Here is an 18,933-nt window from a genome sequence, read left to right on the forward strand (position 1 = left end):
ACCGTACTCAATCAAATACAGAAATGGATGAATGAATACAATACATATGCACCACATTCCGCTTTAGAAATGAAAACACCAAATGAATTTTATAACTTTAAAATCGCTGCTTAACTAGTCCAACTTTTTAGCGGAAAGAGCAAATGTAAGTCTAAAGAATATAATGGGATTGAAGCTCAACAATTAAATTACTTTGTAAATGAGCTGAAGAATGGAGATTTTATATTTGTCAGTAAGGGGAATAAATATCTAAGGGCCTTAGGGAAAGTAAAAGGAGATTATAAATTCAATTCGGACTCCGAAATCAACTATGAACACTTCAGAGAAGTAGATTGGATATTCAAAAATGAACTAATTCCTGTAGACACTATTTATGATCGGTCATTTACTCAAAAAACATTGTACCCTTTAGACAAGTCTGGATTAAAGGAAAGGTTTTTTATCAAGACTGAAGATTCTCAAGAATCTGTAACTCAAAGAAGTTTTGTTTTAATTATTGATGAGATCAATAGGGGTAATGTATCATCCATATTTGGAGAATTAATTACCCTTCTTGAGCCGGATAAACGTAAAGATAAAGCTGAAGAGATGACTGTAACCTTACCTTATTCAAAGAACTCTTTCAGTGTACCGTCTAATGTTTATATCATTGGAACGATGAATACTGCTGATCGAAGTATCGAGGCTTTAGATACCGCTTTGAGACGGCGATTTTCTTTCCGAGAAATGTCTTCCAGACCAGAGTTACTTCGATCCGAGGGGAAAATTGGAAAGGAAAGAGGGGGCGAAATCCAGGGAATCGATGTGGTAAAGATGCTTGAAAAAATCAATGAACGAATCGAGAAACTAATCGATAAGGATCATAAAATCGGCCATGCCTACTTCATGGAAGATATCACTGCTGATGATCTGAAAAAAACTTTTAAGAACAAGGTAATCCCCTTATTGGAAGAATACTTCTTTGGTGACTTTGGTAAAATCGGATTGGTTTTGGGTTCTTCCTTTATTGGTGCCGATCAGGCCAAAGAGTTTGATTTCGCAGACTTCAAAGATTATGATTCAAATATTTCTTCAGATCTAAAACAGCGGAAAGTTTATAAAATTAAACCGGAAGGTCAGTGGAATTTTCAGAGTATATACTCTCCTGAAACCTAATAAGCTTTTTTATGAGTCGAAGTTCTCTCATTCGGGTTTTTGAATATGAATCTTTAACAACTAATGTTCAGGATGGTGGGCGCTATTTGACTAAATCTGAATTAGATAAACTCTATGATTACAATGATCGGAATAGGAATATCTACTTTACAGGAATCCGAAATGGAATTAAATTCAACAGCTATGTAGGGGTTATCCAGATTGGAGGTCTCACAATTGAAATCCTGCCTAAGACGGACCGAAAAGCTGATTCCACAGAAAATGAATATCAGAATTGGCAAAAAGCCCTTTTGGACATGCTTAATTTCTGTCATCATATCAAGGTAGATTCGGTCTCAGAAGCAGCCCTTGAAAAAAGGTATAACAGCATTCTGGATCTGTATTTCCAATTATTCCTGGACGAAGTCAAATACCTATTGAGAAAAGGGTTGATTAAACAGTATCGGAAAAACTCAGGGAACCTAAATGTGGTTAAGGGCCGAATCCTCTTCACCGAACAGATCCGAAAGAACCTTATCCACCAAGAGCGAGTCTATACCGAGCATCAAGTTTATGATACTGAAAACCTGTATAATCAGATCCTTTTGAGAGCTTTGACTATACTTAATCAGGTATCTTCCAACCCTTCCATCAAAGATCAAATTCACCGAATTAAGCTTGACTTTCCAGAGATTCAGGAAGTACAGATCACCCAAGCCCATTTTACCCGGCTTAAGGAAAACCGTAAAACCAAGCCCTATCAAAATGCGCTGCAGATCGCTAAAATGATCATTTTGAATTACTCCCCTGACATCCGAAATGGGGGAGAAAATATGCTGGCACTGCTATTTGACATGAATAAACTGTGGGAAGAATACATTTATCGAGTCTTACAAAATGATTCTGACTCCGAATACGAAGTCAGCTTCCAGAACTTCGATTATTTCTGGGAGTTCAAGACTATCCGACCTGATTTAGTTCTGAAAAACAAAGAAACCGAGGAAGAATACATCATCGACACTAAGTGGAAAATCATCGATGCCAATAATCCCTCCGATGATGACCTGAAGCAGATGTTTGCTTATAATATCTACTGGGACACAGGAAAGAGTATTCTGCTCTACCCCGGTTCGGAGACAATAGAAGAGAAATTCGGGAACTTCCATAAAGGAAGGCCAAATGGAAATCAATGCAAGGTTGGCTTTATTAATGTTATGAATAAAGAGGGCAAGTTGGATCGAGGGATTGGGAGGAGAATTTTGGAGAAAATTATTTGAGAATTTAATTTTCTTAGTTAATATTAGTTGATGTCTAAACAACGCATCCTTTATAAATTGTTGTTTAGGTAAGATAAATAATGAGTTTTATTTTTCCACTCTCTAAATATGATAAGCCTTAGGCCCTATCAAATTGATGCCATCAATTCAATAAATGAAGCTTGGGAACGATGTAATAGAGTACTGCTTCAAATGCCTACTGGCTTAGGGAAAACAACCGTATTCTCAGAGATAGTTAAAGATTTCCAAACGAATAGATTTCCAAGCAAAAGGATTTTGATTCTCGTCCACCGAATTGAATTATTAGATCAGGTCAAAGATAGATTGGTGCAATTTGGAATTAGAGCGACTACAATTAGTTCAGACAGAGATTTTGACATTAATAATCAAGTTGCAGTCGCTACAATCCAAACGCTGGTAAAAAGACTCGATAAAATTGCTAATTTTTCACTTATCGTGGTTGATGAAGCACACCATAGTATTTCACCATCATATTTAAGAATATTTGAACATTACACCACAGAATCTTTAAAGATCCTCGGTGTAACAGCTACACCTCAACGTTTAGACGGGCGGGGATTTGATCAGATTTACGATGTCTTAATCCCATCAGGACAAATAAGGGATTATATACCGGAGTATCTCTGTGATGTTTCTCAACGAGCAAGCTCGTATCCAGACCTATCTACAATAAAAATTGATTCAATAACTAAGGATTATGAGTCAGAATCGGCCAAAATGATTATGTCAGAATCTAAGGTTATGGCCGATATGGTAAAAAGCTTTAAAGAGTACTGTATTGGAAAGCGAACCTTAATATTTGCTGTAAACACAGAGCATTCTAAAGATATCGTCAGTAGGCTTCAAAAGGAAGGAATAAAGGTTCAACATATTGATTATAAAACTCCGGCTTCACAAAGAAGACAACTTGTTGAAAATTTTAGAGAGGGAAAAATTGATGCCTTATGTAATGTGGAAATTTTTACTGAAGGGTTTGATTGTCCAGATATTGATGTGGTAATCATGGCCAGGCCCACTAAATCCCTTTCACTCTACCTTCAGCAGGCAGGTCGTTGCTTGCGTCCAAAGCCAGACGGAAGAAAAGGTCTCATCTTAGATCATGCTAAACTATGGATTGAACATGGCTTAATCAAAACCAATAGGTATTGGAGTTTGGCTGGAACTAAATCAAAACAGAAATCTGAAGAAACCAATGATCAAATAAAAAAATCAATACTTTCAAAAGAAATTGAACTCCCTGTTGAACTCCAAGAACTTATAATGGAGGAATTTCAATTAGGGGAGGAGAAGAAGATTAATAAATTTGACGATAAAGTTGAGATTGATTTTGAATGGTGGAATTCTCTTTCCGAAGAGCTAAAAGATATGCTGAGCAGTAGTGCTGAAATTTCTAAATCAAGTCCAACAAATTTATCAGAAGAGGAACTTCGAGCAATTTGGGACCTTGAAACTATTGATTTGCGGAACCGAACAATAAAGTCAGGCTTAGTTCCATTAAGAGCCTTAAAGAAAATCAGAAGGGCTGAATGCAGTATGCTACACTATCATACTGTTAGTAGCTTTAGCGATTGGGAATACTTGGAATATCTTGATTTAAGCTTTTCTACTATCAATGGATTAAGACCAATTATTGATCTAAATTCATTAAAATATTTAAATATTTCCAATACGCAGATAGAGACGATCCGTCCAATTTTGAATAATATTTCACTATGCGAACTGGACATATCCTTCTCCAATGTTAAAGAAATTGGTCTGCTTGAACGGCTTCCAAACCTTGAAAGGCTTTCCCTTGCAGGATTGCCAATTAAAAGTGTTGAATTCTTAAGAAACCATCGGAGGCTGGAATTTTTAAATATTAGTCACACCAATTTGACAGAACTGAATTTCTTGAATAATAATCACCCACTTAAGAATCTTATCGCTCATGATTGTAAAAATCTACAGTTCAAAAGGATTGAAATTACTAACCTGGAATCACTGGATTGCTCTTATTCTTCTTTTGATAGAATTAGAAATTTAACTAAAGGATCTCGAAACGTAAATCTTGAATGGTTGAATATTAGTGGCTGTAAAGTGGTCGATTTAGACGAATTATTTTATTTTGACAATCTCAAAGTACTAATTGCGGATGACATTGATGTTGAGGATGATTTTATTCAAAATCTATTAATCAGAAATACTCAACTAACAATTTATCGAAACGGTGAATTAACCTACGACAATCATGTGCTTGCCTAAGAAGTCAAATTTTCACTTATTTCTTCAAACGAGAATTAATTTCTCGATTTTTTACCCTCCTTCTTATTTAAAGTGAATTTTTACCCACGTTTGACAAACTTCTTCTTAAAACAATCTTCTTTAATTCATCAAAAGATTCAAGGTCAAGCAATTTATTGATCATAAACTTTTGCCTGTCCTTCATTGCTTTTACGGATTTAAATTTCCAGGCACGAAAACAATATCATTGGCTAACTGATTTTTCTTAAAAATTCAAACATTTTATCATAAAATGGGATTGCTTTAGGATCAATTTCGCCTTTGACTATTAGTGGTAGGTTTTCCTTCAAAATTTCAATCCCTTCTTCTTTCGGGAAACTGTTTTCATTTAGTATTAGTAAGTAAGTCTGATTACATAAGTTGAACGTGATTTTAGAGTTGTGACCAGCAATAAACTGTGCTCCTTGAAGGGCTTTCAAATGAGTAATATCTCCGTGTTTAATTTTGATTTGAAGAAGGACATTTAAAAGCATTTCTTCTAAAGAAGCATAATCAAAAAAGTCAATTAGAAGAACAGCTAATTTCCTAAAGTAACTTATAGAAAACTCATGGTTTCCAAATGGATATTTTTCTTTATACCCTATCAAAATTCCCTTCAGCAAATTTTCTGGACCTACTTCAACATCCTCATCTTTTTCCTCAAAAACTTTTTCTTGATTCCCCTCTAAAAAGTAAGGGAGGTAAACATCTTTTTGAAGAGACAAATCTTGACCTATTTCGGATTCTGGGGAGGTAATAATCCAAATCAAACTATATGTTTTCATATCTTTTTCAATAAATCCTCGATTGTATTTATTCGGTTTAAACCTACATTTTGTTTTAAAGTAGTCAATTGAATACCCTGAAAATCTTGGTACTGTTAGAAAAATAGGAATAGATGCCTATCTGACCAATGGGGAAAAAGTGGATAAGGCAAAATAATGGCACACCATCCAAATTGATTGCATTTTATGGGGTTGTGTTTTTTTTAGACAAGTTTCAAGACCATTTAAAAACTTAATACATTTTATATCTGCACAATATGTGGAGGCGAGAATCGCTAAGCTCAAAAATCACATTTTAATTTGAAAACAAAGGTCTTCAATTTACCAACAGCCCTATTCTCACCATTTACCATATTATACTGTGGGTTGAGTTATCCCCATCTTCCAAACGAGAGTAAATTTTACCTCCATTATCGAAACGAGGGTAAAAAATCGATGGATTTACCCTCATTGCTTCTATGAGTATAAATTTCGCTCTGATCATGGCCCATGCTGCTGGAAATTATTTTCCGTCTCCCCTATACCAAGAGACAATCCTTAATCGATGCTGGATTGGGCACTCCTAAGACAGTAAGCAACTACCTGAGCGAATTAGAAGCTGCGGGATTTTTGACTTCCAAAAAAGTAGGGAATGAAAAACTCTATCTGAACACTGCCTTAATGAAAATTCTTGAAAACAGCTCACTCGGGTAATCAAAGGACCTGACATCGATCAAATTCAATGGCGTGTACTCCAGGTTCGAATCCCCTAACATACCGCTCATCACAAATTTTTCGAAAAAAAGCGGGTCAGAAAAATCGAGACCTATGGCACTTTACCCGTTACAAAAACCTGTTTATCAAGTAAATAAGGTCGAATATTCGAATCCCTCCTCCTCTGCAAAAAGCTTAAGGCGAGCGAAGAGAGCAAGCTTTTCTTTTGCAACTCCTCCCAAAACGGGATCGACGATGTCAATCCATCCTCCTCCGCATAATTCTAAACTATATCAAAAAGTCGAGCTGTTTTTTTTATCGTTTTGATTAGGGACTATGGATTGAAAAGTAAAGTTTTAAATGATTTTTCAACCCTGGACCCAATCCTTAATTTTTTGACTACAAAAAATAGTTTAGAATACACTACCTAACCAAGCTTTTTTAAATCAATGGGTAGATTCCTTCTTTTTGGCTTAGAATTTCACTAAACTAATAAGGAAGCAACCTTAAAATCTATGCCTGTCAAACAAAAAACTCAAGAAATAGCAAAGTATCTTTTATCCCTTTTTTTCTTTCCGCCTTTTCTAGCTCATTCACAAAATCAACCTGGAATTCCAAAGCCAAGCGGTCCCGTGGATCTGAACGATACTTCTGATTTGGTTATCTACATTATCATTCCTGCGATTATTCTGATCCTATTTCTTGTATTCCGAAAAAGAATTTTCAAAATAAAAGAAGAGAAGCAAGAAGAAAGGGAGGAGAAAGGAAATTGATATTCAATGAGTTTTGTCCTGAAGCTTAGCCTGCTTTCATCCTTTTTTGAAAAAAATGCGATCCTCGTAAACTTTTTCAATCTAACTTTTGTCTAATACCCTATAAAATCTATAGACTTTAAACAAAATAATTATGGCATTACGACTAGGAGATGAAGCTCCGAATTTTACAGCAGAAAGTACAGAGGGTACGATCAACTTTCATGAATATCTAGGCGACAGTTGGGGAGTGCTATTCTCTCACCCTGCTGATTTTACGCCGGTTTGTACCACGGAATTGGGAGCTGTCTCAAGATTGAGAGATGAGTTCTCCAAGCGGAACGTGAAAGTGATCGCCTTAAGTGTAGATGGCTTGGAAAGTCATAAAAGCTGGATCGGTGATATCAACGAAACTCAAAATACGGCTGTGAACTTTCCCATTATTGCCGACGAAGACAAGAAAGTTTCCACACTCTATGATATGATTCACCCAAATGCGAATGAGAGTTTCACCGTTCGTTCGGTGTTTGTCATCGGCCCGGACAAGAAAATCAAATTGACCATCACCTATCCTGCAAGCACAGGCCGAAATTTTGATGAATTGCTTCGGGTGATTGATTCCTTGCAATTGACAGCAAGTTACAGCGTGGCAACCCCAGCTGACTGGAAAGAAGGGGAGGATGTGGTCGTTTCACCTGCGATCAAGACGGAAGACATTCCAGCTAAATTCCCGAAAGGTCATCGAGTAATCAAGCCTTATTTGAGAATGACTCCACAACCGAACAAATAATTCCGTCAGCAATTGGATCTATTTGTAAAGGCAGCGCTAAAGATAGAGCTGCTTTTTTGTTGCGGGTTTTTTGCGATTAGATTTTTTTGAGAAACAGGCTACTTGAAGATTAGACTAAAAACCGTTCGCTTGTCCTGCTCAGACTTTACGACCAAACTGCCCCGATGCAGATTCATTATTTGACGGGAAATTGCCAAGCCAATTCCTGACCCGGTCTTTTTGGTGGTGTAAAAAGGCACAAATATTCGCTCCAAAGCCTCTGGCACAATACCCGGTCCATGATCTTCGACTTCAATCCGGATACCCATATCTCCTTGTGAAATACCCCGAAGGATAATCTGTCTGTCGGCGAGTTTCTGCATGGACTCAGATGCATTTTTTATCAGATTGATCAATATCATCGATATCTGATCCCGGTCACATTGTATTTCCAGCTCTTTGGGATGAAGCTCTGTCTTGACAAAGACGCTTTGGGACTTGAGTTCTTCTTTCATTAGGTTAAGTACATTTTCAAAAAGATCCTGAACCCGAACCAGTTCCTTTTCAGGAATGGGGATATTGGTATAATCCCGATAAGCATTGACAAAATTCACAAGCCCTTTACTACGGTTGGAGATGGTATCCAATCCCTCTTGGATATCCTGAAATCCATCCTTTTTGATCAGCATTCCCTCTTTTTGCACATAGCTGTCTTCATCTAGTATGGTTCGAAGGGATTCGACCAGGCTGGAAATGGGCGTGATGGAATTCATAATCTCATGACGGAGCACCTTGGTAAGATTTTGCCAGGCTTCCAGTTCATTGGATTGTAATTCCGCATTGATGTTTTGGAGGGAAAGCAAAGTCCAACTCTGACCGCCCATTTTCAAAGCCGTGGTTTGGATAATCAGGTGAAGGTTTGAATTGACCTTGTGGGAGATTCGTTGACCGGGTTTGATCTCCATGACTTCCTTCAAAAGTTTTGTGGAAAGCTTTCCCAAATCACTGATATCCCGAAACTGAGGAATCTGAAGCAAGTGCTTGGCGGCATTATTGATGACACCAATTTTGCCTTCAGCATTGAAAGATATGATTCCCGTATTGATGTGTTGAATAATCACCTGCAGGAAAAGCATCTGCTCCTCCTTTTCAGCACGGGTTTGCTTGAAGACTTCCATCACCTCGTTGAAAGCCATGTTGACCTCTCGAAAGGAGTTCCCCATTTTACTGTCTGAGGTAAAAGAGCTTGAGAAATCCGCAAACCGGATGGAGTCAAGGAATCGCGCTAATTTCTGGTTGATCGAGTTCACGTAATAAATCATCTCACCGACGATTCCAGAGACGAGTAATCCCAAAATTGCGGGAGCTAGCAGCAGGCCTTGACTAAAGTAGAGCCAGAGTCCCAAAAAAATACAGGTAGTAATGAGAAGGATCCGGAAGGTGATCCCGACAGAAAATCGCCTATAGACCATATTTTTCCAATCTTCTGTAAAGCGAGGATCGCGTCAAACCCAGTTCCTCAGCCGCTCGTGTGATATGTCCGTTGTGCTTTTGCAGTGCTTTTCTGATGAGTATTCGCTCCACATCTTCAATATTCAGGTGTTCCAAACTCACATTTTCTTCGGATTTCTCCGGCTGTCCCATTTTTTGCAAAAACAAATCCTCGGGCTGAAGCACATTGTGATTGCTCATGATGACTGCACGCTCGATGCTGTGCTGAAGTTCCCGGATATTTCCCGGCCAATGATACTTGGTCATCCGCTTGATCAAAGGCTCGGAGGCTTTTCGGATGTCTTTGTTGTATTTTTTTGAATAAAAATTAATGAAATGGTCTGCCAACAATGGGATATCTTCGACTCGTTCCCGAAGTGGGGGAAGTTGGATTTCGATGGTATTGATCCGATAAAGCAAATCCTGTCGGAAGCTATTATCATACACCATGTTGTGAATGGGCATATTGGTAGCCGAAATCAGGCGGATATTGACTTCCACAGGTTTATTCGCACCCACACGGGTAACTTGTCGGTTTTGAAGAGCTGCCAAAAGCTTGGCTTGAAGAGGTAGGGGAAGGTTTCCGATTTCATCCAAAAATAGTGTTCCTTTATGCGCCTGCTCAAAACGCCCTGCCCGGTCTTCTTTGGCATCGGTGAAGGATCCTTTTTTGTGGCCAAAAAGCTCCGATTCAAATAGCGTTTGGGTGATGGATCCCAAATCCACTCCTACAAAAGCTTCTCGACTTCTTCGGGAGTTTCGGTGAATAGCTCTGGCAATCAATTCTTTTCCCGTTCCGTTTTCTCCAAGAATCAACACATTGGCATCGGTAGTAGCCACTCGTTCGATCGTTTCGAAGACTTTTTGCATGGCCGGGCTTTGGCCGATGATATCCTTGAATTTATTGTCAATATCTTGTTGAAGGGTAGTTTTCTGATCTTTTAGGAGGTTGACCTCCAGTTTTTTCTGACGGAGTTGAAGGGCAGAATTCAGTGTGGCAAGTAGTCGTTCATTTTCCCAAGGCTTCAAGACAAAGTCCGTTGCGCCTTCTTTGATGGCTTTGACGGCAAGATTGACATCACCGTAGGCTGTGATCAAAACCACGACGGCAGATGGATCAAGTTCCAAGATTCGATCCAGCCAATAGAAGCCTTCCTGTCCCGAGCTCACGTCCTTGGTGAAGTTCATATCCAATAAAATCACATCATAATTTTCATTATGTGTGAGAATAGGTAAAAGATCAGGGTTGGTTTCGGTATCTACTTGGGCAAAGTGCCTTTTAAGAAAAATCTTGGCAGCCTTTAGCAGGTCTTCGTTGTCATCTACAATGAGAATTTTACCGATTCGTTGCTCTTCCATACATCTTGTGGTTTTTGTGGTAGGCTGTATAAAGTTCTAAAAGCTTGCCGAAAATTTCACTTTTGATCAAAATTCTGAAAATGGGCGAATCCGAACAATTTTGGCCATTTTTTCTCAATATCGACTTTTTGAATTGAAATTCTATTCGCTTCGCTTTTGAAAGGGATTGTTCGCTGGCGGACGAAAATGTTCGAGTTAGAATTGAGCTTTTTTCTCAAAAACCCATCAAAAAGCTCCTAAGCCCTGATTTTTCCATGGCATAACCTTTGGCATAAGATGGACAGCCTCAAAAAGGCCAACACACAATGGATAGAAAATTAGAAAAGAAAACTTGGACTCCTAGGCGAATTGCCTATATCATCGGAGGTGCGCTTTTGGTCGCCGGAATCATTTATCAATTGGGCTTTGCAGATCACCGATCTACTATGAATGTAGAGCAGGATCGATTGAGTATCACCACCGTCAAAACGGGGGAATTCACCGATTACATTTTGGTTTCAGGTCAGATTGAGCCTGCCCAGACTTTTTTCTTGGATGCAGTAGAAGGAGGGATGGTAGCAGAGGTGATTCGAGAGTCAGGAGCCACCGTCAATCGGGGGGATACGATTTTGGCTTTGACCAATTCTAATTTACAGCTTGACGTCATGCAGCGGGAGACGATGCTTTATGAGCAAATCAATAATCTCCGTCAGACGCGCTTGCTTTTGGATCAAAATGACTTGAGCCAACAAGGTCAATTGGCTGAGATCGATTATCAAATCTCGCTTTTGGAGCCTCAGTACAAGCGATTCAAGGAGCTGCATGAGAAAAAACTGGTTTCAGACCGGGAATTTGAGGAAGTGAAGGAGCAATACGAATACAATTTGAAAAGGAGAAGGCTTACCTATGAGTCTTATAAAAATGACTCGATTGCCAGATCGATTCAATTGAATCAGCTCCGTAATTCTGAGAACCGTATGCAGGCCTCCTTGCAAGGCGTGGGGAAGATTTTGAATAATCTGATTATTACCGCTCCTATTGCCGGGCAATTGGCCATGGAGCAGATCGAAGTAGGTCAGGCGATTAACCCCGGGCAACGATACGGGCAGATTGATGTATTGGATGAATTTAAAGTTCGGGTGCCTATCGATGAACTTTACCTTCCGAGAATCGGCAGAGGGCTTCGGGGTAAGTTTACCCTGAGTGGGCAGGAATACGAGCTGGAAATATCCAAGATCTATCCTACGATCACCAATGGGCGCTTCGAAGTGGACATGGTATTCACTGGAGAAAGTCCTCAAGGTATTAGACGTGGACAAAGTGTTCGGATCCGTCTTGAATTGGGTCAAAGTGAGCAAAGCCTATTGCTGGCCACTGGAGGCTTCTTCAAAGATACCGGTGGCAATTGGGTCTTTGTCATCAATCCGTCAACAGGAAATGCCGAAAAGCGGAATATCCGTCTGGGAAGAAAAAACCCTGAATACTATGAAGTCCTGGAGGGATTGGTAGAAGGTGAAAAAGTCATCGTTTCCGGATATGAGAATTTCGGGGATAATGAGGTTTTGGAGATGAAATAGAGGAGAAGGAAGTTGGAAGAGGGGAGATGGAAGATGGGTGTAGAAATAAATTATTTATTAGTTAAATTGAAGTGATTAACTATTTACTAACCAATCAAATACACCATGAGCTTCAAATTTGAAAATTTATTGATATGGCAAAGGGCAATGGATTTGGCAGAAAGTATTCAAAAATTATCTAAAAACTTTGCGAAAGAGGAGCTTTTCAATTTGACGAGCCAAATCAATAGAGCTTCAGACTCCATAGCATTGAATATCGCAGAGGGATCAATTTTGCAGTTTAATCCCGAACAAAGTAAGTTTTTAGGCTATGCGATCCGCTCTATTGCCGAAGTAGTAACTTGTTTACATAAGGCAAGAAGGAGAGCGTATATTTCTGAGAATGAATTTAAAAAACACTATCAAGATTGCTTTGACCTAATGAATATGACTATTGGATATAGGAGTAAAATCAAAACAACGAATTAAGATGAATCTATCTATCAAAAGAAGACTCAGCGATTTATAAAAGATTTTCTAAAACAAATAAATAATCTGGAATTGGACTTGGGACAACTTCCCTCTTCCTACTTCCATCTTCAAACTTATTACCATGGAACACGTCATCAAAACCAACAACCTTCGAAAACTCTACACCACGGAGGAAGTAGAAACTACCGCTTTGGACGGTATTCAGATCGAAATCAAAAAAGGCGAATTTGTTGCCATTATGGGACCTTCGGGTTGCGGAAAGTCTACTTTGCTAAATATCATCGGACTATTGGACAATCCCGATGAAGGAGAGTATTACTTTCTGGATCAAGAGGTCGCCAATTACTCCGAGAGACAGCGTTCTTCACTGAGAAAAGGAAACATCGGATTCGTTTTTCAGAGCTTCAACTTGATTGATGAATTGACAGTATTTGAAAACGTAGAGCTGCCGCTGCTCTATCTTAAAATACCAGCTGATGAGCGCAAAAAGCGGGTAGAAGAGGTCTTGACTCGGATGAATATCATGCATCGAAGAAATCACTTTCCGCAGCAGCTTTCGGGTGGTCAGCAGCAGCGCGTGGCGATTGCAAGGGCTATTGTCGCCAAGCCATCCGTGATTTTGGCGGATGAGCCAACGGGTAACTTGGATTCTAAAAATGGTGAAGAAGTGATGAGACTGTTGGAAGAGTTGAATAATGAAGGAACAACCATTGTCATGGTAACTCACTCACCCCACGATGCCAACTACGCCCACAGAATCATCAATTTGTTTGATGGAAAAGTTGTGACCGAGAATATCCGGGAGCAGTTTCATGTGTGAGAGGTAGGAGGGAAGGAAGTTTGGAAGATAGGAGGTCCGATTTCCTTAAGAACTTAAGCCTTTTTCCTCGATTTACTTCCTTTCCTTTAAAGTTGCTCGAAAAGCTCCCATGCTATTCATTAAGACAAAAGCTTGTTTGTAAAAGGCTGAAAATTCAGAATCATTTAGATATTTCCTTCTTTTCGCTTTATGCAAGCAAGTGACTACTTCAGCTAGAGACCTTAAAGAATAGCCAATAAATTTCCTAAACTCTTTATTGGTTTGGCCAGTGGACCCTTCTGCAATATTTAAGGCGATTGAATCAGCCGCCCGACGTATTTGAGAGATTAAATTGTATTTCTCATCATTCGGAAATCTACCAGATACCTCAAAAATCAACTCCCCAAAATCCATGGAGGTATGTCAAATTCTCAGTTTCTCAAATTTGAAAGTTTCCATAATTACAGCATTTAATTGGTTACAGGCTAACTAAAAATCAAATTATAAGAATGGGTAATAAAATCCAAAACGTTATTTCTTAACCACCTACTATCTCCCAAACCTCCCAACTTCCCAACTTTCATGCTACCTCATCAGATCAAATTATCCCTCCGAAGCTTCCTCAAACACAAACATATCTTTGCCATCAATCTATCTGGCCTTGCCATTGGGTTGACGACAGTGATTTTGATTATGCTTTGGGTTCAGGATGAGTTGTCTGTCAATCGGCAGCATGCTAAAATTGATCGAGTCTATACGGTTCTGACCAATCATGACAATGCCAACGGTCTTGTGACAATTCCTTTTACTCCGGCTAGAATGGCCGAAGCCATGAAGGAAGAATTCGCGCAGGTTGAAAAAGCTTCCGCAATTTCTCCTTTCATAGAAGGGATGACCTTTGAGCAGGGAGAGGTAGTTCTGGAGGCTTCAGGCTTTTTTGTGGATCAGGATTACCTGGAGATCTTCAATGTTCCTTTTCTGGTCGGGAATCAGGAAAAAGCTTTAACAGGTATCAATTCGGTGATTTTATCCGAATCTTTGGCCACCAAATTGTTTGGATCCCCCCAACTAGCGCTAGGAAAATCGCTGCGTTGGCAGGTTTTTGATTTCAAAAATGAGGTGGAAGTCACCGGGGTATACAAGGACCCGTCGAACCTGGAAACCCGTCAGCCTGAGTACTTACTTGCATTTCCTTTTTTCCTGCAGATGCTAGGAGATGGAGCCCATTGGGATAATTTTAATTCCGGGGCAGATATCCTTTTGAAAGCGGGTGCTGATCCCGAGCTTTTTAATGAGCAGATTATAGATTTTATCAAAAAGAAGGAAGCTGAGTCCAATGTGTCCGTGATGATACAGAATTATGGAGATTCTTACCTCTATGGAACATACGAACAAGGAAAAGTGGTGGGGGGAAAGATCAGCTATGTCCGTCTATTTTCTGTCATTGCCATTTTTATTTTACTCATCGCTTGTATCAATTTCATGAATTTGGCCACCGCCAGATCCATGAGTCGCATGAAGGAGATTGGTGTGAAAAAGTCCATGGGAGCCAGCACCTCAAGTCTTTTTGGGCAGTTTATGACAGAATCCTTACTCTTGACATTTCTTGCATTGGTTTTGGCAGTGCTTGGCGCTTACCTTTTACAGCCTTTTTTCAATCAGCTTACTTCAAAAAGCCTAAACCTCCAGTTTGAGCTGGATTTTATTCTTCTTTTGGGAGGAGTTTGGATCATCACAGGATTAATGGCAGGAGCTTATCCGGCGATTTATCTTTCCCGATTTAAGCCTGTTCAAGTTTTGAAAACTCAAGTCAAAGGGAGTTTTGGAGAGCTTCTGGCCAGAAAGGGGCTGGTTGTATTTCAATTTTCGATTTCCTTGCTTTTAATCATTGGGATTTTGGTGGTGAGCAAGCAGTTGAATTTCATCCAAAATCAGAATCTTGGCTACAATCAGGCTCATCTTTTAGAAATCAACTCTTCTGGTATCAATCCTGAAAACCTTCCTTCCTTTTTAGAGCAGACCAAAAGCCTTCCTGGAGTGGAGAATGCTTCAAGCCTGTCCCACCCCTTGGTCGGTTTGGGGAGCTCTACGATTGGATTGACTTGGGAGGGGAAGGACTCTGATGATCAAATCAAATTTGAAAATATCACGGTCAATATGGACCTGATCGAAACGATGGGATTTGAGATGTTGGCGGGAAGGGCCTTTTCCCCTGAGTTTGGAGAGGAAAGGAAAAAAATCATCCTCAACGAAACTGCTGTGAAAACAATTGGTTTTCAGGATCCTGTGGGTCAGATCGTGAATCTTTGGGGAGAGGATATGGAAGTAATCGGTGTAGTCCGAAACTTCCATTTTGAATCGCTAAAGGAAACCGTCAAACCGGCTTTCCTAAAATTTGATCCCGATTTTGCTCAAAAAATTATGGTTCGAATTCAGCCTGGAAATCAGGCAGAAAGTATTGCTGCGATTGAAGATCTTTTCCATGATTTTACCGGGAAAGCCTTGACTTACCAATTCTTAGATGAAGATTATCAAAACCTTTATGTTGCCGAGCAGCGTACCGCTCAACTGGCCAATTATTTTGGGGTTACAGCAATCTTTCTCTCTTGTTTGGGACTTTTTGGTTTGGCAGCTTTCACAGCAGAGAAGCGTCGAAAAGAAATTGGGGTTCGGAAGGTACTGGGAGCTTCCACGGTAGGGATATTGACACTTGTGTCCAAAGACTTTGTCTCTTTGGTATTGATATCAATTATCCTAGCCATTCCGCTGGCTTGGTATCTGGCCGATTTATGGTTAGAAAGTTATGCCTTTCAGACTGATCTAAGTTGGTGGATATTTGCCGGTTCTAGTCTGCTTCTTGTTTTGATAGCTTTATTGACTGTTGGTTACCAGGCATTTCAGGCCGCCCGAAATAATCCAGTGAATTCTCTGAAAAGTGAGTAATTGTTTTGACCGCAAGCGGACATTTTTGTTCGAACTACAAATATGTGAAATAGTAAAAAAGGCCTTCTATATATCAGGAGGCCTTTTTTTGGTGGCACAAAACCTGAATAATATTTGGCAGAAGAAAACCAGCACTAAAGAAAATCGGAATGCTTCAAAATTATTTTAAAATCGCACTGAGGAATCTTCGCAAGCAAGGTTTCTATTCTTTCATCAACATCTTTGGTCTTTCGGTGGGAGTTGCCGTTTGTATGGTGATTGCCCTTTTCGTGATCAACGAATCATCCTATGATAAGCATTTTAAGGATGGAGACAGGATTTATAGAATTTCAAATAAAACGGTTTTTGGAGGGAGGTCCTCTCATAACTTATATACTCCAGCAGCTTTGGTCAGAGCTTTGCCGGAGGAAATTCCCGAAGTGGAAGCGGCCGTACATTTTCGTGAGCAGGGACCCTATTTGGTCAAAAGACCAAATGATTCAGAAAACCTACTGGAGAGAAGAGTAATATGGGCCAGTAAGGATTTTTTCAAGGTTTTTGATCTTGAAATGGTTAGCGGTACCCAAGAAGGAATTCTGGATGAACCAGGTACTGTGGCGATCAGTGAATCTATGGCTAAAAAATACTTCCCAAATCAGGAAGCCGTTGGAGAATCGCTGATACTAGATAATGAATTGGAATTCAGAATTACCGGAGTTTATAAGGATTTGCCTGAGGAAAGCCATTTTCATTTTGAATTTTTATTGAGCGCTGAAGGATTACAAGAAGCCCAAGGTGAAGTTTGGTTCAGTAATAATTTCCAGACCTATTTCAAGGCCTATGAAGGGGCTTCGCCTGAAGCTATAGAGGAAAAATTCTTCCCAATGCTCAAAAAATATATGGAGTCTCAGCTCTCTTTCTTTTTTGGAGAGGGAACTACTTTTGATGATTTGATTGCGCAGGGAAGCTCACTTGAATACATCCTCCAACCATTACATGATATTCACTTAAAGAGTGATTTGGAAGGTGAGTTTGAGGCAAATTTCAGTGAGCAGTATGTGTACATTTTTGTAGCTATAGGCTTATTTATCCTTCTGATTGCCTGTATCAATTTCATGAACCTTTCTACAGCAAAATCTGCCAGCAGAGCCAAGGAGGTAGGAATCAGGAAGGTGATGGGCTCTTTTCGAATTAATCTAATCCGACAGTTTTTAATGGAGTCTATCCTGCTTAGTTCCATAGCATTTTTGATTGCGATTCCTCTGGCTACTCTTATGCTACCATTCTTCAATGATTTGGCAGAAAGAAGTCTCGAAATGCCTGTTGAATCTGCCGGTTTTTATGCAGCCTTATTCCTTGGAGCAATTGTAACCGGATTGATCGCGGGGAGCTATCCTGCTTTTTTCCTCTCTGCTTTCAAACCTGTAAGTATCCTGAAAGGAAAAATCAGAATGGGGATGAAGAGTGGTAATATCCGAAGTACTTTGGTGGTTTTTCAGTTCGCTATTTCGGTGATTTTGATCATCGCTACGATTACTGTGAATAATCAGTTGAACTTCATTCAAAACCGTGAGATAGGATTCGAAAAAGATCAGTTGATCACGGTGTTTAATACCTACGCCTTAAATGATCGGCTTGTAGGTTTTAAGGATCGGATTTTGGCTGATAACAGTATTGAACAGGCGACCATCAGCGGATATTTGCCAGTAGCAGGATCTTATAGAAGTGATAGTCCATGGCTTGTGGAGGGACGGGATCTGGCCGATATGGAAAGCACAGTAAGTATTCAAAATTGGCGAGTCGACGAAAACTATATACCAACATTAGGTATGGACTTAGTCTCTGGAAGGAACTTTTCTCTTGATTTCCCCTCTGACAGTAGCGCAGTGATTCTGAATGAAACTGCGGTGAAAAAGTTCAATTTTGAAGGTGACCCGATCGGCCAAAAAGTATATTCTCAGATCCTTGGGGATGGGAATGAAGAGATTTACCAAATCCGGACAGTAGTAGGAGTGGTGAAGGACTTCAATTTTCAATCTATGAAAGAATCTGTTTCTCCAGTTATGCTGCTATATTATCAGGTTCCGGGAGGTCCGGTCTCATTTAAATTCAGAGCTGAAAATACGCAGAATGTCATCCAACTGATCGAGGAATCATGGAAAGAAATGGCACCCGGTCAGCCTTTGACTTACGAATTTATGGATGAGCAATTCAGCAAAATGTATCATGCAGAGACCCGGTTGGGTAAGGTGTTTGGGGTTTTTGCCGGATTCGCCATTTTCATTGCCTGCCTAGGACTTTTTGCTTTGACAGCATTTACGGCAGAGCAAAGGACCAAAGAGATTGGGATAAGGAAAGTCTTGGGAGCCACGTCTTCAGGAATAGTAGTTTTGCTCTCCAAGGAGTTTTCAAAACTTGTTTTGATTGCATTTGTATTGGCAAGCCCATTAGCTTGGTGGAGTATGACAAAATGGTTGGAAGATTATGAATACAAAGTAAATTTGGGTCCCTCCATTTTTCTCCTAGCCGGTCTTTTCGTGGCATTTATCGCCTTTGTCACCATCAGCCTTCAAGCCTTTAAAGCCGCATCAAGCAATCCAGTCAAATCACTTAAAAGTGAGTAATCCTTTCTCTTAAACCTGAAT

General features: G+C 39.7%; 16 protein-coding genes. 12 read left to right on the top strand and 4 right to left on the bottom strand.

Annotated elements, in window-relative coordinates:
• The first annotated feature begins 15 nt into the window (after positions 1 to 15).
• The 4 genes from CDH51_RS20440 to CDH51_RS17630 all read left to right on the top strand — a co-directional run bounded on the left by CDH51_RS20440 (position 16) and on the right by CDH51_RS17630 (position 4,673).
• The gene (locus CDH51_RS20440; RefSeq protein WP_394335579.1) at positions 16 to 114 is read left to right on the top strand and encodes a hypothetical protein; all 99 of its coding nucleotides are present in this window, start codon (positions 16 to 18) and stop codon (positions 112 to 114) included.
• A gap of 285 nt (positions 115 to 399) precedes the next feature.
• A complete protein-coding gene (locus tag CDH51_RS17620; protein WP_157807163.1) occupies positions 400 to 1,155 on the top strand; it encodes an McrB family protein in 756 nt (251 codons plus the stop codon).
• A gap of 11 nt (positions 1,156 to 1,166) precedes the next feature.
• Complete coding sequence (locus CDH51_RS17625; RefSeq protein ID WP_100629873.1) at positions 1,167 to 2,411, top strand: McrC family protein; 1,245 nt, start codon at positions 1,167 to 1,169, stop codon at positions 2,409 to 2,411.
• A 108-nt stretch (positions 2,412 to 2,519) separates the two neighbouring features.
• Complete coding sequence (locus tag CDH51_RS17630; protein ID WP_100629874.1) at positions 2,520 to 4,673, top strand: DEAD/DEAH box helicase family protein; 2,154 nt, start codon at positions 2,520 to 2,522, stop codon at positions 4,671 to 4,673.
• Positions 4,674 to 4,903: 230 nt separating this feature from the next.
• Here the strand turns inward: CDH51_RS17630 and CDH51_RS17635 are convergent, their stop codons facing one another.
• On the bottom strand, positions 4,904 to 5,476 hold the full coding sequence (locus tag CDH51_RS17635) for a hypothetical protein (protein WP_100629875.1): 573 nt from the start codon (positions 5,474 to 5,476) through the stop codon (positions 4,904 to 4,906).
• Positions 5,477 to 5,965: 489 nt separating this feature from the next.
• On the opposite strand from CDH51_RS17635, the gene CDH51_RS17640 reads away from it, so the two are divergent.
• The 3 genes from CDH51_RS17640 (at position 5,966) to CDH51_RS17650 (ending at position 7,711) form a co-directional block, all read left to right on the top strand.
• Positions 5,966 to 6,169, top strand: coding sequence for a hypothetical protein (locus tag CDH51_RS17640; RefSeq protein WP_198514342.1), 204 nt, complete (start codon positions 5,966 to 5,968; stop codon positions 6,167 to 6,169).
• A gap of 515 nt (positions 6,170 to 6,684) precedes the next feature.
• On the top strand, positions 6,685 to 6,942 hold the full coding sequence (locus CDH51_RS17645) for a hypothetical protein (RefSeq protein WP_100629876.1): 258 nt from the start codon (positions 6,685 to 6,687) through the stop codon (positions 6,940 to 6,942).
• 133 nt (positions 6,943 to 7,075) lie between these two features.
• A complete protein-coding gene (locus tag CDH51_RS17650; RefSeq protein ID WP_100629877.1) occupies positions 7,076 to 7,711 on the top strand; it encodes a peroxiredoxin in 636 nt (211 codons plus the stop codon).
• 98 nt (positions 7,712 to 7,809) lie between these two features.
• Here CDH51_RS17650 and CDH51_RS17655 read toward each other — a convergent pair whose 3' ends face one another.
• Together CDH51_RS17655 and CDH51_RS17660 are read right to left on the bottom strand one after the other, a co-directional pair.
• Positions 7,810 to 9,162 carry a sensor histidine kinase gene (locus CDH51_RS17655; RefSeq protein ID WP_100629878.1) on the bottom strand — a complete coding sequence of 451 codons (1,353 nt, stop codon included), beginning with the start codon at positions 9,160 to 9,162 and terminating at the stop codon, positions 7,810 to 7,812.
• A complete protein-coding gene (locus CDH51_RS17660; protein WP_026947367.1) occupies positions 9,152 to 10,540 on the bottom strand; it encodes a sigma-54-dependent transcriptional regulator in 1,389 nt (462 codons plus the stop codon). Before CDH51_RS17660 ends, CDH51_RS17655 begins: the two co-directional genes overlap by 11 nt.
• A 305-nt stretch (positions 10,541 to 10,845) precedes the next feature.
• On the opposite strand from CDH51_RS17660, the gene CDH51_RS17665 reads away from it, so the two are divergent.
• The 3 genes from CDH51_RS17665 (at position 10,846) to CDH51_RS17675 (ending at position 13,387) form a co-directional block, all read left to right on the top strand.
• Positions 10,846 to 12,096, top strand: a complete 1,251-nt coding sequence (locus tag CDH51_RS17665; protein ID WP_100629879.1) for an efflux RND transporter periplasmic adaptor subunit — start codon at positions 10,846 to 10,848, stop codon at positions 12,094 to 12,096.
• A gap of 105 nt (positions 12,097 to 12,201) precedes the next feature.
• Positions 12,202 to 12,564: a four helix bundle protein gene (locus CDH51_RS17670; RefSeq protein WP_100629880.1), complete on the top strand. Its 363-nt coding sequence runs from the start codon at positions 12,202 to 12,204 to the stop codon at positions 12,562 to 12,564.
• A gap of 124 nt (positions 12,565 to 12,688) precedes the next feature.
• On the top strand, positions 12,689 to 13,387 hold the full coding sequence (locus CDH51_RS17675; protein WP_026947370.1) for an ABC transporter ATP-binding protein: 699 nt from the start codon (positions 12,689 to 12,691) through the stop codon (positions 13,385 to 13,387).
• Positions 13,388 to 13,459: 72 nt separating this feature from the next.
• Here the strand turns inward: CDH51_RS17675 and CDH51_RS20445 are convergent, their stop codons facing one another.
• Positions 13,460 to 13,780 (bottom strand): four helix bundle protein, encoded by a 321-nt coding sequence (locus CDH51_RS20445; protein WP_100629881.1) that lies wholly within the window; start codon positions 13,778 to 13,780, stop codon positions 13,460 to 13,462.
• A 168-nt stretch (positions 13,781 to 13,948) separates the two neighbouring features.
• Here CDH51_RS20445 and CDH51_RS17685 point away from each other — a divergent pair, with 168 nt between their 5' ends.
• Both CDH51_RS17685 and CDH51_RS17690 read left to right on the top strand, forming a co-directional pair.
• Positions 13,949 to 16,309, top strand: a complete 2,361-nt coding sequence (locus CDH51_RS17685) for an ABC transporter permease (RefSeq protein WP_100629882.1) — start codon at positions 13,949 to 13,951, stop codon at positions 16,307 to 16,309.
• Positions 16,310 to 16,458: 149 nt separating this feature from the next.
• Positions 16,459 to 18,912 carry an ABC transporter permease gene (locus tag CDH51_RS17690; RefSeq protein ID WP_100629883.1) on the top strand — a complete coding sequence of 818 codons (2,454 nt, stop codon included), beginning with the start codon at positions 16,459 to 16,461 and terminating at the stop codon, positions 18,910 to 18,912.
• Positions 18,913 to 18,933 lie beyond the last annotated feature (21 nt).

Origin of the sequence: Algoriphagus formosus (genome assembly GCF_002807035.1) — a bacterium.
Taxonomy (GTDB): Bacteria; Bacteroidota; Bacteroidia; order Cytophagales; family Cyclobacteriaceae; genus Algoriphagus; species Algoriphagus formosus.

Bases quoted from the DNA above. Each gene is read 5' to 3' on its own strand.
- CDH51_RS17630 (WP_100629874.1), top strand. From the start codon at position 2,520: ATGATAAGCCTTAGGCCCTATCAAATTGATGCCATCAATTCAATAAAT.
- CDH51_RS17640 (WP_198514342.1), top strand. From the start codon at position 5,966: ATGCTGCTGGAAATTATTTTCCGTCTCCCCTATACCAAGAGACAATCC.
- CDH51_RS17685 (WP_100629882.1), top strand. From the start codon at position 13,949: ATGCTACCTCATCAGATCAAATTATCCCTCCGAAGCTTCCTCAAACAC.
- CDH51_RS17670 (WP_100629880.1), top strand. From the start codon at position 12,202: ATGAGCTTCAAATTTGAAAATTTATTGATATGGCAAAGGGCAATGGAT.
- CDH51_RS17655 (WP_100629878.1), bottom strand. From the start codon at position 9,162: ATGGTCTATAGGCGATTTTCTGTCGGGATCACCTTCCGGATCCTTCTC.
- CDH51_RS17650 (WP_100629877.1), top strand. From the start codon at position 7,076: ATGGCATTACGACTAGGAGATGAAGCTCCGAATTTTACAGCAGAAAGT.
- CDH51_RS17665 (WP_100629879.1), top strand. From the start codon at position 10,846: ATGGATAGAAAATTAGAAAAGAAAACTTGGACTCCTAGGCGAATTGCC.
- CDH51_RS17625 (WP_100629873.1), top strand. From the start codon at position 1,167: ATGAGTCGAAGTTCTCTCATTCGGGTTTTTGAATATGAATCTTTAACA.
- CDH51_RS17645 (WP_100629876.1), top strand. From the start codon at position 6,685: ATGCCTGTCAAACAAAAAACTCAAGAAATAGCAAAGTATCTTTTATCC.
- CDH51_RS17690 (WP_100629883.1), top strand. From the start codon at position 16,459: ATGCTTCAAAATTATTTTAAAATCGCACTGAGGAATCTTCGCAAGCAA.
- CDH51_RS20445 (WP_100629881.1), bottom strand. From the start codon at position 13,780: ATGGATTTTGGGGAGTTGATTTTTGAGGTATCTGGTAGATTTCCGAAT.
- CDH51_RS17635 (WP_100629875.1), bottom strand. From the start codon at position 5,476: ATGAAAACATATAGTTTGATTTGGATTATTACCTCCCCAGAATCCGAA.
- CDH51_RS17660 (WP_026947367.1), bottom strand. From the start codon at position 10,540: ATGGAAGAGCAACGAATCGGTAAAATTCTCATTGTAGATGACAACGAA.
- CDH51_RS17675 (WP_026947370.1), top strand. From the start codon at position 12,689: ATGGAACACGTCATCAAAACCAACAACCTTCGAAAACTCTACACCACG.